At 54.7% G+C, this 14,867-nt stretch carries 11 protein-coding genes and 1 pseudogene; 8 read left to right on the forward strand and 4 right to left on the reverse strand.

The features are described from left to right. Nucleotides 1-136: 136 nt before the first annotated feature. Nucleotides 137-1,045: a LysR family transcriptional regulator gene (locus tag ACM5QY_RS11885; RefSeq protein ID WP_416120799.1), complete on the forward strand. Its 909-nt coding sequence runs from the start codon at nucleotides 137-139 to the stop codon at nucleotides 1,043-1,045. 81 nt (nucleotides 1,046-1,126) lie between these two features. On the opposite strand, the gene tsgA is transcribed toward ACM5QY_RS11885, so the two are convergent. Continuing rightward, nucleotides 1,127-2,326: an MFS transporter TsgA gene (gene tsgA / locus ACM5QY_RS11890; RefSeq protein ID WP_416120800.1), complete on the reverse strand. Its 1,200-nt coding sequence runs from the start codon at nucleotides 2,324-2,326 to the stop codon at nucleotides 1,127-1,129. Between the two features lie 281 nt (nucleotides 2,327-2,607). On the opposite strand from tsgA, the gene ACM5QY_RS11895 reads away from it, so the two are divergent. The 6 genes and pseudogenes from ACM5QY_RS11895 (at nucleotide 2,608) to ACM5QY_RS11920 (ending at nucleotide 9,990) form a co-directional block, all read left to right on the forward strand. After that, entirely contained in the window at nucleotides 2,608-3,618 is a 1,011-nt protein-coding gene (locus tag ACM5QY_RS11895) for an isoaspartyl peptidase/L-asparaginase family protein (protein WP_416120801.1), read from the forward strand. After that, nucleotides 3,615-5,471: a glutathione ABC transporter ATP-binding protein GsiA gene (gene gsiA, locus ACM5QY_RS11900; protein ID WP_416120802.1), complete on the forward strand. Its 1,857-nt coding sequence runs from the start codon at nucleotides 3,615-3,617 to the stop codon at nucleotides 5,469-5,471. The genes ACM5QY_RS11895 and gsiA overlap by 4 nt, the downstream gene beginning before the upstream one ends. A gap of 83 nt (nucleotides 5,472-5,554) precedes the next feature. Further along, entirely contained in the window at nucleotides 5,555-7,111 is a 1,557-nt protein-coding gene (gsiB, locus tag ACM5QY_RS11905) for a glutathione ABC transporter substrate-binding protein GsiB (protein ID WP_416120803.1), read from the forward strand. Nucleotides 7,112-7,220: 109 nt separating this feature from the next. Then, the gene (gsiC, locus tag ACM5QY_RS11910) at nucleotides 7,221-8,141 is read left to right on the forward strand and encodes a glutathione ABC transporter permease GsiC (protein WP_416120804.1); all 921 of its coding nucleotides are present in this window, start codon (nucleotides 7,221-7,223) and stop codon (nucleotides 8,139-8,141) included. Nucleotides 8,142-8,149: 8 nt separating this feature from the next. Next, a pseudogene (gene gsiD / locus ACM5QY_RS11915) lies at nucleotides 8,150-9,063 on the forward strand (glutathione ABC transporter permease GsiD). Between the two features lie 474 nt (nucleotides 9,064-9,537). Continuing rightward, nucleotides 9,538-9,990 (forward strand): type II toxin-antitoxin system PemK/MazF family toxin, encoded by a 453-nt coding sequence (locus ACM5QY_RS11920; protein WP_416120805.1) that lies wholly within the window; start codon nucleotides 9,538-9,540, stop codon nucleotides 9,988-9,990. Nucleotides 9,991-10,473: 483 nt separating this feature from the next. Here the strand turns inward: ACM5QY_RS11920 and fghA are convergent, their stop codons facing one another. Genes fghA through ptrR form a run of 3 tightly spaced genes read right to left on the reverse strand, consistent with a single transcriptional unit; the run spans nucleotide 10,474 to nucleotide 13,442 of the window. After that, nucleotides 10,474-11,331, reverse strand: a complete 858-nt coding sequence (fghA, locus tag ACM5QY_RS11925) for an S-formylglutathione hydrolase (protein ID WP_416120806.1) — start codon at nucleotides 11,329-11,331, stop codon at nucleotides 10,474-10,476. 12 nt (nucleotides 11,332-11,343) lie between these two features. Beyond that, nucleotides 11,344-12,468: an S-(hydroxymethyl)glutathione dehydrogenase/class III alcohol dehydrogenase gene (locus ACM5QY_RS11930; protein WP_416120807.1), complete on the reverse strand. Its 1,125-nt coding sequence runs from the start codon at nucleotides 12,466-12,468 to the stop codon at nucleotides 11,344-11,346. Nucleotides 12,469-12,515: 47 nt separating this feature from the next. Beyond that, nucleotides 12,516-13,442 carry a putrescine utilization regulator PtrR gene (ptrR, locus tag ACM5QY_RS11935; protein ID WP_416120808.1) on the reverse strand — a complete coding sequence of 309 codons (927 nt, stop codon included), beginning with the start codon at nucleotides 13,440-13,442 and terminating at the stop codon, nucleotides 12,516-12,518. 200 nt (nucleotides 13,443-13,642) lie between these two features. Between ptrR and ACM5QY_RS11940 the strand changes: the two genes are divergently transcribed. Beyond that, entirely contained in the window at nucleotides 13,643-14,770 is a 1,128-nt protein-coding gene (locus tag ACM5QY_RS11940; protein ID WP_416120809.1) for a YbfB/YjiJ family MFS transporter, read from the forward strand. Nucleotides 14,771-14,867: the final 97 nt, after the last annotated feature.

Below are 14,867 nucleotides of genomic sequence, written 5' to 3' on the forward strand. Positions count from 1 at the left end.
GTAGGGTTGAGTTGAAGGCAATGCTAGGGTGAGCTGCCTGTGGTGTCTAATACCGTTCGCCGCGGGGATTTATAGTCAAAACCTATAAATCTAATACGCTAATATTTAAGGAAAAATAAATGCTACTGGAGAAAATGTGACCCGACCATTCACCGATTCGGTTTTCGATCTCGGCCAGATTAACCTCCGCCTGTTGCATTATTTTCGCGTCGTGGCCGAGGAACTGAGTTTCAGCAAAGCGGCGGTTCGCCTCAATATGTCGCAGCCGCCGCTGAGCCTGCATATTAAAGAGCTGGAAGTGATGCTGGGTACGCCGCTGTTTCTGCGCACTACGCGTTCGGTGTCGCTGACACCGGCGGGCGCGGCGCTGATGCGTGAAGCGGGGCTGATGCTCGACAGCATCAACCGTTCCTTGCATCAGGTGCGCAAAATTGGCGGGGGAGAAATCGGGCATATTCAGTTCGGTACGGTGGGTACCGCCGCCTGGGGGCCGCTGATGCCGGTGCTGAATAATTTTGGCAAACATGCGCCGGAAATCAGCTGGACGATGACCGAACTGACGCCGGTCCAGCAAATCGACGCGTTGCAACTGCAAAGGATTGATATCGGTATCTGGCGCGAGGCGAAGATCGCGCTGCCGCAGGGGTTATCGAGCAAGCTGATGGGGCGTGAGAATGTGGCCGTGGCGTTGTCAGAAAATCATCCGCTGGCGGTCAAAAACAGCGTGGCGCTCAGCGAACTGGCGAATGAAGATTTTATTCTGATGCCGATGAACACGTCGAGTCTGGGCAGTTATGTGTATTCGATGTGCCGTCAGCACGGTTTTCTGCCGCAGGTGAAACAGCAGGTGAATGAGCCGCAGACCGCACTGGCGCTGGTGGCCAACGGTTACGGAATTACGTTGTTGCCGGAAAGCTATGCGCGGATCCACTGGCCGGGTGTGCGATTTTGCGCACTGGCGGAGATGCTGCCCGCCGATGTGTACGCCGTTTATCAGGCAGACTCTGTCACACCGGCTGCGGCACGCTTCCTCGATTTGCTCTGATCCATTTCAATTCGGATAAACGTTCCTCAATAAAAAAGCCGCAGGAATTAACCTGCGGCTTTGGACTCACAAATCTGGCGATCAGCCGACAGACATTTCGTGATGAATTTTTTCTGCTTTACTGCGAATACCGGCAATGATCACCGCGAGCACCAGAAGTACGTAAGCCACGGTGGCGATATTCAGCGCCCAGAACAGGCCGAATTCGCGGTAAATGAATGAAGAGAATGATGCGAAAATCAGGGTGCCGACTGACGCGGTGGTCAGCAGTGCAGAGGTCAGCGTTGGCGGTGAGTTTTTCACCTGCAGACTGCCGTAGCTCATCAGGCCAGAGAACATCCCGGAGTTACAGAACCCGAACACGCCCACCGCAACCATCACCAGCGCAGCACTTTCGCTGTGAGTCACTACGCACAGGCTGATCAAACCGACGACCGCAGAGACAAACAGGAACGTGCGCAGTTTGACGAAACGCACGGTGAACTGGTTGAGGAACAGGCCAATCGCTTTCACCATCCAGTACGTGGTGATGTAAATCGCGGCGCGGTCAGTATCTAAACCGAAGTGTTCATGCAGCCAGCTTGGCATCCACAGGGTGAAAACCAGTTCGCTGAAGACGAAGGCAAACAGCGCAAAACACAGCACATACGCGGCAAAACCCCAGGGTTCTTTCGCTTCACGGTCATGTTTTGCCACGGCTTCCGGCTTGGCAACCACCGGGAATTTCTGGCCCACACACAGCAAAATCATCAGCACGCTCAGGGTGCCCATGATGCCGTACATCGCCAGCCAGCTTGCGCCGTGTTTGAACAGGAAACCGAGTACCAGCGACAGCGTCATGCCGGAAAGCGCAAAGAAGAAGTCGGTGAAGATCAGGTTCGCAGAACGCTTTTTCGGGTCATCGTTGATGCGCACCACCAGATAGCTGCCGATAGACATCATCAGGCCTGCAGTGGCGCCAATCAGGAACACCCCGACGCCGAACAGCGTGATCGACGGCATAATAAACAGCGCGATACAGGTCAGAATAGTGATAACTGATCCGGTAATCAGCTGTTTACCCAGATCGAATTTGCGCATCAGGATGCCGCTTATCATAATCGGCAGGAACAAACCGATGTTCATCAGCGAGAACATCAGGCCGATAAAGGCGGGCTCTTTATTAAAAGCGGTGGCCACCGGGCCGATAACAATCCCTAAAGTGGAAACCAGCCCACCGGTAAAGAAGTAACTGAGCCACGAGATCACGTTGATCCGACGGCGGTTATAAACAGTTTCCATAACTGATTTCCTAAAAATTAAAAATATAAGAAGGCCACAGTAAGCGTTGCCAGAGGGCTTTAATCTGCGGTTAGGATGTTTATTATTCCTGTTCTTTGACGGTTTGTCTTGGTCGTTTATTCAATCTTCGTATTTGATTTTCTTAAACAATCTAAGCAATTAGCGCGTTTTTGTAGTTTTACATTTCTGCTTTACATACTGTAGCGGGCTAAATATAGTCAAAAAACAGGGCAACATCACTTTCTGTATACATAAATACAACAACTCAGGGTGCAGTTCTAATGAGTTCTTCTACTGATAATTCAGCGAGTTCCGTTTCGGACAAGAAGCGTCCGGTCATTGCCATTCACGGTGGTGCCGGGGCGATTACCCGCGCAGCAATGAGTCGTGAAAAAGAACACCATTATTTAGCCGAGCTGGAACGTATTGTTGCCAGCGGGCAGGCCATTCTGGCTGCGGGCGGCAGCGCACTGGATGCGGTCACTGAAGCGGTACGTTTACTGGAAGAATGCCCGTTATTCAATGCCGGAAACGGGGCCGTTTTCACGCACCAGGGCACGCATGAGCTGGATGCCTGCATCATGGATGGCCGAACGCTGGATGCCGGCGCAATCAGCTGCGTCAATCATATCCGTAACCCGATTCTGACTGCGCGCAAGGTGCTGGAAAACAGCCCCCACGTCATGTTTACCGGCGCAGGTGCGGAAGCGTTTGCCCGCGATCATGGGCAGGAAATGGTTGAGCCGGAATTCTTCTATACGCAGGAACGTTTCGAACAGTTGCAGCGCGCCATTGCGGCTGACGGCGGCGTGATGCTCGATCACGACGGGGCGTCCCTGAATGCTGCGACATCGGACGACCCTATTGATCCGGAGCATAAATTTGGCACCGTCGGCGCGGTGGCGATGGACGCGCAGGGCAATCTGGCGGCGGCGACCTCCACCGGCGGCATGACCAACAAACAGGCCGGACGCGTCGGCGACAGCCCGATTATTGGCGCAGGCTGCTACGCCAGCAATAACACTGTGGCGATTTCCAGCACCGGCACCGGCGAAGTCTTTATGCGCACGGTCGCGGCCTATGATGTGGCGGCGCTGATCGAATACGCCGGATTAACGCTCGAAGAAGCCACGCACAAAGTGGTGCAGGAAAAGCTGCTGCCGCTGGGCGGGATCGGCGGAATGATCGCCATCGACCGCTTTGGCAACGTGGTTTTGCCGTTTAACAGCGAAGGCATGTACCGCGGATTTGCCCGCGTGGGTGACGCGCCCGTCGTCAGTATTTACCGATGAGCAGCCCGATTGTTTTGCCACCTGACCACGTTCTGGCCGTCAGCCAGCTCAGCGTGCAGTTTTCGCATGAGGGGCAAATTATTCCGGCTGTTAACGATCTCAGTTTTCAGGTCAGGCGCGGCGAAACGCTGGCGATTGTCGGCGAATCCGGTTCCGGTAAGTCGGTGACGTCGCTGGCGCTGATGCGTCTGGTGGAGCAGGGCGGCGGACAGATTTCGCAAGGTGATATGCTTTTTCGCCGCCGTAACGCCGAAGTGGTGGATTTAATGGCGGCGTCGCAATCGTCCATGCGCAGCCTGCGCGGTGCTGATATTGCGATGATATTTCAGGAACCTATGACCTCGCTCAATCCGGTATTTCCGGTCGGCGAGCAAATCGCGGAATCCATCCGCCTGCATCAGAATAAAGACAGCCGTGCTGCCCGCGCTGAAGCGCTGCGGATGCTGGATCTGGTGCGCATTCCCGAAGCTAAAAATATTCTCGACAGTTATCCGCATCAGCTTTCCGGCGGAATGCGCCAGCGGGTGATGATTGCGATGGCGCTGTCGTGTAAACCGGCGCTGCTGATTGCCGACGAACCGACCACTGCGCTGGATGTCACCATTCAGGCGCAGATTTTACAGCTCATCCGCGTGCTGCAAAAAGAGATGCAGATGGGCGTGATTTTCATTACGCATGATATGGGTGTAGTGGCTGAGATTGCCGACCGCGTGCTGGTGATGCATCAGGGCAACAGCGTGGAAACCGGCGATGTGGGCGCGATTTTCCGTGCGCCGCAACAGCCTTATACCCGCTCGCTGCTGGCGGCGGTGCCGAAACTGGGGTCAATGGCCGGTAAGCCGTTGCCCGCGCGTTTTCCGGTACCTGAGCAAAAAGAAAGTGACCCCGAACTGGTGCAGGATACCCTGACGCCGGGCGCGCCGCCGGTTTTACAGGTTCGCGATCTCGTCACCCGTTTTGATATACGCAGCGGTATTTTCAACCGCGTGACGCGCCGCGTTCATGCCGTGGAAAAAGTCAGTTTTGATTTGCATCCGGGCGAAACGCTGGCGCTGGTGGGCGAATCCGGTTGCGGGAAATCCACCACTGGCCGCTCGCTGCTGAAACTGGTGAAAAGTCAGGGCGGCACGATTACGTTTAACGGCCAGGTGCTGACCGATGTGAGCGGCAGTGTGCTGCAACATCTGCGTCGCGATATTCAGTTTATTTTTCAGGATCCTTACGCCTCGCTCGATCCGCGTCTCACCGTCGGCTATTCCATTATGGAACCACTGCTGGTGCACAACCTGATGAAAGGCGCAGAGGCCGAGGCGCGCGTCGCCTGGCTGCTGGATAAAGTCGGGCTGCTGCCGGAACACGCGCAGCGCTATCCTCACGAATTTTCCGGCGGACAGCGTCAGCGGATTTGTATTGCGCGCGCGCTGGCACTCAATCCGAAAGTGGTGATTGCGGATGAATCCGTTTCCGCCCTCGATGTGTCTGTCCGCGCGCAAATCATTAATTTGCTGATGGATTTACAGAAAGAGTTCGGGCTGGCGTTTCTGTTTATTTCCCATGACATGGCGGTCGTCGAACGTATCAGTCATCGCGTGGCGGTGATGTATCTCGGGCAAATTGTTGAAATCGGCACGCGGCGCGCGGTGTTTGAAAATCCGCAGCATGCGTACACCCGCAAACTGATGGCAGCAGTGCCGGTGGCCGATCCGGCGCATAAAAGAAAAGAACAGGCCTTGCTGGTGGATGAAATCCCCAGCCCGATCCGCGTGCTCAACGACGAGCCGCTGGTCGCCCCGCTGGTGCAGGTGGGCGAAGGGCATTTTGTCGCGCGGCACGCTATCGCGGGGCTTTACTGATTTTTGTGGCGGCTTGTTTTTGGCTACGAGCAAGACGCCAATTCTCTGTAAGACAAACGGGTAAGACAGGAAAAGGAACTGACATGAATCAGCAGAAACGTAAAGGTAAGAACGTGATCCGCCAGGCGGTGCTCGCTGCCGCAATTTTCGGTTCTCTGGCTTCAGCTTCAGCATGGGCTGCCAAAGACGTTGTGATCGCCGTAGGCTCTAACTTCACCTCGCTTGATCCGTATGATGCGAACGACACCCTGTCGCAGGCGGTGGCAAAATCCTTCTATCAGGGACTCTTTGGCTTCGATAAAAATATGAAGTTGGAAAATGTGCTGGCGGACAGCTACACGGTCAGCAAAGACGGTCTGGTTTATACCATCAAGCTGCATCCGGGCGTGAAATTCCAGGACGGCACCGAGTTCAATGCGGCGGCGGTAAAAGTTAACTTTGACCGCGCCAGCAATCCTGACAATCATCTGAAGCGCTACAACCTGTTTAAAAATATCGCCAGCACAGAAGCGGTGGATGACACCACCGTGAAAATCACGCTGAAAGAACCGTTCTCGGCGTTCATCAATATTCTGGCGCACCCGTCGGCGGTGATTATTTCCCCGGCGGCGCTGACCAAATACGGCAAAGATATCGGTTTCCATCCGGTGGGCACCGGCCCGTATACGCTGGATCAGTGGAACCAGACCGATTTCGTGAAAGTGAAGAAATTCGACGGTTACTGGAAAAAAGGCGAGCCTAAACTCGACACCATCACCTGGCGTCCGGTGGTAGACAACAACACCCGCGCCGCGATGCTGCAAACCGGTGAAGCCGATCTGGCGTTCCCGGTGCCTTATGAGCAGGCCGCGCTGCTGGAGAAAAACCCGAAACTGGATCTGGTGTCTGCACCGTCAATTTTGCATCGTTACATCAGCCTTAACGTGACGCAAAAACCGTTCGATAACGTGAAAGTGCGCGAGGCAATCAACTACGCCATCAACAAGCAGGCGCTGATTAAAGTCGCGTTTGCCGGTTACGCCGTCCCTTCCGAAGGGCCATTGCCGCAGGGAATTGAGTACGCCGCGAAATTCAAACCGTGGCCATACGATCCGGCAAAAGCAAAACAACTGCTGAAAGAAGCGGGCTATCCGGACGGTTTCACCACCACGCTGTGGTCTTCACACAACAACAGCACCGCGCAGAAAGTGTTGCAGTTCACGCAACAGCAACTGGCGCAGGTCGGCATTAAAGTCACTGTGACCGCGATGGATGCCGCGCAGCGTGCGGCACAGGTCGAAAACGTCGGGCAGAAAGAAGCTGGTGTGCGCATGTTCTACACCGGCTGGTCGGCATCAACGGGCGAAGCTGACTGGGCGCTGTCGCCGCTGTTCTCCACGCAGGCTGCGCCACCGAAACAGTTCGGCACGGCCTTTTACAGCAATGCGCAGGTGGATAAAGATCTGACCGACGCGCTGAAAACCACCGACAAAGCCGAGAAAGCCAAACTGTACGCCGACGCCCAGAAACAAATCTGGACCGATGCACCGTGGGCATTCCTGGTGACTGAGCGTCTGGTTTCTGCCAAAAACAAACGTCTGACCGGTTTCTACGTGATGCCGGATACGGCATTCAGCTTTGATGATGCCGATGTGAAATAATAGGCAGTGAAGCTTTCAGGGCGCGGGGTTCAAAGACTCCGCGCCCTGAACATACGTGTTCCGCAGACGGAACAGGGATGTCATTTCGTGAATTCACAGACAGCGACTCATGCTTAATTATTTTCTGAAACGATTACTGGGACTGATACCGACACTGCTGATTGTGGCGGTGCTGGTCTTTCTCTTTGTACATCTTTTACCGGGCGATCCGGCGCGGCTGATGGCCGGACAGGACGCAGACGCCAGCGTCGTGGCGCTGGTTCGTCAGGATTTAGGGCTGGATAAGCCGCTCTATCAGCAATTCTTCACCTTTTTCGGCAACGCGCTGACCGGTGATTTCGGGCATTCGATGGTGTCGAAGCGTCCGGTCATCGACGAAATCAGCTCCCGCTTTATGCCGACGTTCTGGCTCACGCTGACCAGTATGCTGTGGTCGGTGGTTATCGGGCTGATCATTGGCGTGGTGTCCGCCGTCTGGCGTAACCGCTGGCCGGACCGTCTGGGCATGGCGCTCGCCGTTTCCGGTATCTCCTTCCCGGCCTTTGCGCTGGGCATGTTACTGATGCAGGTTTTCTCCGTTGAGCTGGGCTGGTTGCCGACCGTCGGCGCTGACGGCTGGCAGCACTATATTCTGCCGTCGATCACGCTGGGCGCGGCGGTGGCGGCCATCATGGCGCGCTTTACCCGGGCGTCTTTTGTCGACGTGATGCAGGAAGATTACATGCGCACGGCGCGGGCGAAGGGCGTTCATGAAGCGGTCGTGGTGGTGAAGCACGGGCTACGCAATGCCATGATCCCGGTTGTGACCATGATGGGATTACAGTTTGGGTTCCTGCTGGGCGGCTCGATTGTGGTCGAGAAAGTTTTCAACTGGCCGGGGTTAGGGCGGTTGCTGGTGGATTCCGTGGAGATGCGTGATTATCCGGTGATTCAGGCCGAAGTGCTGTTGTTCTCGCTCGAATTCATCCTGATCAATCTGCTGGTGGACATGCTGTACGCCGTGATTAACCCTTCTATCCGATACAAGTGAGCAAGCGCATGAAAAACTGGCGGAGAAATGCCGTACTGGCGAGCTTGCCGATAATCACATCCGAAACCCCGCAGGCGGTAAGAACGCCGTGGAAAGCGTTCTGGCGGCGTTTTCGCCGGCAACATATCGCGATGATTGCGGGCGTTTTTATTCTTTTACTGATTGCCGCTGCGATATTTGCGCCGTGGCTGGTGCCGTTTGATCCGGAAAATTACTTCGATTATGACCGGCTGAACGAAGGCCCGTCGGTGATGCACTGGCTCGGCGTGGATTCCCTGGGGCGGGATATTTTCAGCCGTATTCTGATGGGCGCACGTATTTCACTGGCCGCCGGTGTGCTTTCCGTGGTGCTGGGCGCGACGATCGGCACCTTTTTCGGTTTGCTGGCCGGCTATTACGAAGGTGCGTGGGACAGCATCACCATGCGCGTTTGCGACGTGCTCTTCGCTTTCCCCGGCATTCTGCTGGCGATTGCGGTGGTCGCCGTGATGGGCAACGGCATGTCGAATGTCATTATTGCCGTGGCGATATTCAGCATTCCGGCGTTCGCCCGTCTGGTGCGCGGCAACACGCTGGTGCTGAAACAGCAGACCTACATTGAATCAGCGCGCAGCATCGGCGCTTCGGACGCGACCATTTTGTTCCGCCACATTCTGCCGGGCACGCTGTCTTCCATCGTGGTGTATTTCACCATGCGCATAGGCACGTCGATTATCACCGCCGCAAGTCTGTCGTTCCTCGGCATGGGTGCGCAGCCCCGACGCCTGAGTGGGGCGCGATGCTCAACGAAGCCCGTGCCGATATGGTGATGGCACCGCACGTCGCGATATTCCCGAGTCTGGCGATATTCCTGACGGTGCTGGCGTTTAATCTGCTGGGAGATGGGTTGAGAGATGCACTGGATCCGAAATTGAAAAATTAGTGTTTTTTGGGGGGTATCCCCAAAGGCCCCTTTTCGCTGATCGAGAATATTTCGGTTTCTCAATAGCGGTTATCGCTCTGGCATTTACGCCGAAACCGACCAAAGGAGGGAAGTGCTTTCCCTCCTTTGGAATCCTCCCCGCTTTTTTACTGCGCGCTATCGCTGGGACGAGGGACATATTCTGTTGCTACAGCGTATGGCGCAAAAGCTTGCCGCTGCGCGGTACCTTCACTCGGTCTTCGAGCCCTAGGTCTCGAAGCCGCTCCGTTCAGCAAACTTTCTGATTGCGCCACATTGGGTTTTTAAAGATATTTAGTTTCGGAATTTTCATTATCTCTATTGTTTTTTTATTGAATGCAAATTCGATGTAATTTTTTTACTGGAATACGTCTCGTAATAAACAGAACGCGTAATTGGAATGCGTTTCGGTGTGCAGTATGTTCTTTGTTTGTGAATGTAAACAAAGGAACTGTGATGTCGATTAATTTTAAACCCAAAGTCGGGCAGGTTCTTGACTGTAATTACGGACATTATCCAAGAGATCTTCAGGGAGGTATTATTCCTGATAGAGTGGATGCGCATATGCCGCCGGAAATGATTAAGCACAGGTTGGTGATCGTTCTTAATGGCAAGCTTAACGATAATTCCTCAATCGTTGTTCCTTTATCAACAACGAAGAATGAATTGAAAATCAGTAAGGGAATACATATTCAGCTGGACTCAGGCGTGATTGCCGATCTCAAACACTTTCACCCAAAAACATGCTGGGCGAAATGCGACCTGGTGCAAACGGTCAGTAATAACCGGCTGAACAGACCTCTGTTAGTTGAACGAGGAAGATTAACTCAGCGAATTCCTAATCAAATAGTTACATTAATCCAGATTGCAATTATTCGTTCTATCAATGCGACAAACTTTTTAGTTTAATAATCATTCTTGGCTTGATTAACGCATTATTTTTGATAATATCCTCGTGTTGCCCATTGAGGCCTTTAAGATTCACCCTTTCCCTTCGTGGGACCGCGAAGCCTGATTAGTAATACTCAGGCTTCTGCCATTTTTAATATTCCAGAATATATATTTTATCTATTAATCTGTAAGCGATATAAAACGAAAACGCTTATTTTAGAATGCCTGTAAGGCGCAATCAGAAAGTTTGCTGAACGAAGCGGGCTGGAGACCTGAGGCTCCAGCACCGAGAGAAGGTACCGCGCAGCGGCAAGCTTTTGCGCCATACGCTGTAGCAACAGAATATGTCCCTCGTCCCAGCGATAGCGCGCAGTAAAAAAGCGGGGAGGATTCCAAAGGAGGGAAAGCACTTCCCTCCTTTGGTCGGTTTCGGCGCAAATGCCAGAGCGATAACCGCTATTGAAAAACCGAAACTGTCTCGAGCAGACGGCATTCCTGCACTCATGCCTTCGGGTGCAAATACCCCGCATGAAACCGCAGGTGATCTTCTACAAACGAGGCAATCGTAAAGTAGCTGTGATCGTACCCCGGCTGCACGCGCAGCTGTAACGGCCAGCCGCGCTGACGGGCGATTTCGGCCAGTTTTGCGGGTTGCAGCTGATCCGCGAGGAACTGATCGCCATCACCCTGATCGACTAAAATCGGGAATGGTACCTGATCCGCAGGCAGTGAACTCAGCAGGTGGCAGCTGTCGTACTGCAACCACTGGCTTTCGTCATCACCCAGATAAGCGCTGAACGCTTTACGTCCCCACGGAACCTGCGCCGGATTCACAATCGGTGCGAACGCGGAAACGGAGTGGAAGCGCTGCGGATTGCGCAGTGCCAGCATCAGTGCGCCGTGGCCGCCCATCGAGTGACCAAAGATCGACTGACGTTCGCTGACCCTGAAATGTCCGCTGATTAACGCAGGCAGCTCATCCAGCAGATAATCGTACATCCGGTAATGCGTTGCCCACGGCGACTGCGTGGCGTTCAGGTAAAACCCTGCGCCCTGACCGAGATCGTAACCGTCGTCATTGGCGACATCCTTACCGCGCGGGCTGGTATCCGGCATCACCAGAATCAGGCCCAGTTCTGCCGCGACGCGCTGCGCCCCGGCTTTCAGCGTGAAGTTTTCGTCATTACAGGTCAGGCCTGACAGCCAGTACAGCACCGGCGGCGGCGTGTCATCTTTCGCCGGTGGCAGATAGATGCTGAACGTCATGGCGCAATTCAGGCTGGCCGACGTATGGCGGTAGCGCTGCTGCCAGCCGCCAAACATCCGGTGTTCTTCGAGTAGTTCAATCGAGCTGCTCATCGAAAACTTTCCTTACTTGTTAAAATGAATAACCGTACGGATAGACTTACCTTCGTGCATCAAATCAAAGGCTTCGTTGATTTGTTCCAGCGGCATGGTGTGGGTGATGAAATCGTTCAGTGCGAATTCGCCGTCCAGATAACGCTCCACAATGCCTGGCAACTGGCTGCGGCCTTTGACGCCACCGAAGGCGGAACCACGCCATACGCGGCCTGTCACCAGCTGGAACGGACGGGTGGAGATTTCTTCGCCAGCACCGGCAACGCCGATAATGACGGATTCGCCCCAGCCTTTATGGCAGCATTCCAGCGCGGAACGCATCACGTTCACGTTACCGATACATTCGAAGGAGAAATCCACGCCGCCATCGGTCATTTCGACGATCACATCCTGAATCGGCTTATCAAAATCTTTCGGGTTAATCAGATCGGTTGCGCCGAGTTTACGGGCCAGATCGAACTTGCTGGTGTTCAGATCGATACCGATGATACGGCCAGCGCCGGCCATCACGGCGCCGATAATGGCAGAAAGACCAATGCCGCCGAGGCCGAAGATTGCCACGGTATCGCCTTTTTTCACTTTGGCGGTGTTAATCACCGCGCCCATCCCGGTAGTCACGCCGCAACCGAGCAGACACACTTCTTCCAGCGGCGCTTCTTTGTTGATTTTCGCCAGTGAAATTTCAGGAACCACGGTGTATTCGGAGAAGGTCGAGGTGCCCATGTAATGGAAAATCGGCTGGCCGTCTTTGAAGAAACGCGTGGTGCCGTCCGGCATCAGGCCTTTACCCTGCGTGGTGCGGATAGCCTGACACAGGTTGGTTTTGCCGGATTTACAGAACTTACATTCGCCACACTCGGGTGTGTACAGCGGGATCACATGGTCGCCCACGGCAACGCTGGTGACGCCTTCGCCGACGGCCTCCACGACGCCGCCGCCTTCATGGCCGAGGATTGCCGGGAACACGCCTTCCGGATCTTTGCCGGACAAGGTGTAAGCATCGGTATGGCAAACACCGGTCGCGACGATACGCACCAGCACTTCGCCTTTTTGTGGTGGCATCAAATCCACTTCTTCGATGGACAGCGGTTGATTCGGGCCCCAGGCTACGGCGGCGCGTGTTTTAATCATTTCCATGGTATTGCTCCATTCTCGTCAGGTGTTTTTTAGTTAAAAGGGCTGGCTTACGCCGGATCCATCACCGGGTCATTTTCGCCGGCAAGAGGATGTTTCAGTAACGGGATCACCCCGTCGTTTTGTTCAATGATCAGTTCTTTCAGCGCCCGCACATTGGGGCTGAACGCATCCCGCCGCCAGATAAGCCAGGTGGCGGTATCGGCGAATTCATCGGGGATTTCGTGAATTTGTACCCGTTCATGGCCGGGTAATTGTTCCAGTACGGAACGCGGGATCATCGCAATCCCCGCGCCGCTGGCGACGCAGGCCATCATCGAATGATAGGACTGGATTTCCAGGGTGTTCGCCACCGGCACATTCATCTCTTTGATCCACGCCTGTAAACGCTGGCGGTAGGAGCAGCTCGGGCGGAACGCGAAAACGGTATGCCCGCTGCGGCCTGCGGGCAATTCAAGCGGCGATTCTCCAGGCGGAGAAATCACCACCATGCGCTCGCGGAAAGAGATGCAACCGTTCAGATCGTCAAAATCAATCGGGCCGTCCACCAGTGCGGCGGCCAGACGGCCAGCCCGCACGTTGTCGATGGTTTCACCGGACGTTGCCGTGACCAGCGAAAGTGCCACCTGCGGAAATTTCTGGTGATAGGCCGCCAGCAGCGAGGGCAGGCGTGTGGCTGCGGTGCTTTCCATCGAACCCAGCGCGAAATTCCCGGCGGGTTCACCGGCGTGGGTAATGCTCATCGCTTCGTCGCTCAGCGCCAGAATACGTTCGGCGTAATTGAGAAAGTTATGGCCCATCGCCGAAAGGCGAATGCGCTGCTTTTCGCGGATAAACAAATCCGTGCCCAGTTCGAGTTCGAGCTGTCGCAGGCGGGTTGTGAGGTTCGACGGCACACGATGCAGCTGTTCTGCTGCACGCGCCAGCGAGCCGGTTTCCGCCACACAGCAAAACATCCGTAACTGAGTGAGATCCATAATGGGTTCCTGTGTTCTCTTATCGTAAACAACTTCGTTTGTATTATTCAGTTTTCGTGATTGTATCCGCAAGGCATCCTAGCTGACAACGTTCAATTCATTTTCTTTTCAGAAATCCTCTGTTTTCAGTATCAGGCTTTGAGTATGTTTACTCATTGTTTCTAATATGTTGCATTGTGGTTTCTTACAGCGGAGCAGTTATGGCTTTTCGTATTGCGCTAAGTGGTTTTCTGGCATTTGTCGTCGCGATGGGGATCGGGCGCTTCGCTTTTACGCCGCAGGTTCCTTTAATGATAGCTGAACATCAGTTCACGCTGACCGGCGCGGGTTTGGTCGCCGCCTTCAACTATCTCGGTTATCTGTGTGGCGCGTTTGATGGTATGCGTGCAACGAAACATCTGGAACGCCGGTTGTGGCTGGGCGTGTGGGGCGGCGTCGTACTGACACTGCTGTCGGCGGTGATTTCCGGTGAAGTGTTGCACAGTATTGTGCGCTTTATGATTGGCTGGACCAGCGGCTGGGCGATGGTGATGGTGTCGGCGTGGTGTAACGAACGTTTGGCGCATTTTGGCCGTCCGGCGCTGAGCGCAGCGGTGTTTGCCGGGCCGGGCGTCGGGATTTTCCTCAGCGGAATGCTGGCGGTGGGGATCCACAGTTTACAGCTCACGTCCGCGCAGGCCTGGAGCGTTTACGGCGTGCTGGCGCTGATTTTCGTGGCGCTTATCACGCCGAATTTGCCGCGCAAAGGCGATTTGCACCGCTCGCATGTGGCGACAGAACCGCTGGTGATGACGCCTGCGCTGAAACGTCTGGTGTGGAGCTACAGTCTGGCGGGCTTCGGCTACATTCTGCCTGCCACGTTTTTATCGCAGATGGCGACGGCGCGTTTTCCAGACAGCCTGTTCGCGCAGTTTGTCTGGCCGGTGTTCGGCGGCGCGGCAGTCATCGGTATCGTTATTGGGATTCTGACCCGTCATTGTCTGACCACGCACACACGTATGGCGCTGACGTTGTGGATCCAGGGCCTCGGTATTTTATGTGCTGAAGTGGTGCCGGGCGTCTCCGGCCTGGTACTCGGGGCGCTGCTCACGGGCGGCGGTTTTCTCAGCGTAGTTCAGCTGGCGTTGCAGTACAGCCGTGAGCTGGCACCCAACCACAGCCGGTATATGGCAGGGTTGCTGACCACCGGGTATGCGGTGGGGCAACTGTTCGGGCCGGTGTTGTCGGCGATATCGACCGCGCTGACGCATCATCTGGAACCGGCGCTGTATGTCGCGCTGGCCGGTTTTGTGATTGCGGGTGCGCTGGTGGTTCGGGATAACCGATAACTTAACGCTATTTCATCCATCATGGCTTTTTCATCCTTCAGGAAAGCAATCACTGGATTCTGAATCCGCTCTCCACTACAGTAAGCCACCTCACTTT

This window comes from Rahnella sp. PCH160 (genome assembly GCF_047784855.1).
Taxonomy (GTDB): Bacteria; Pseudomonadota; Gammaproteobacteria; order Enterobacterales; family Enterobacteriaceae; genus Rahnella.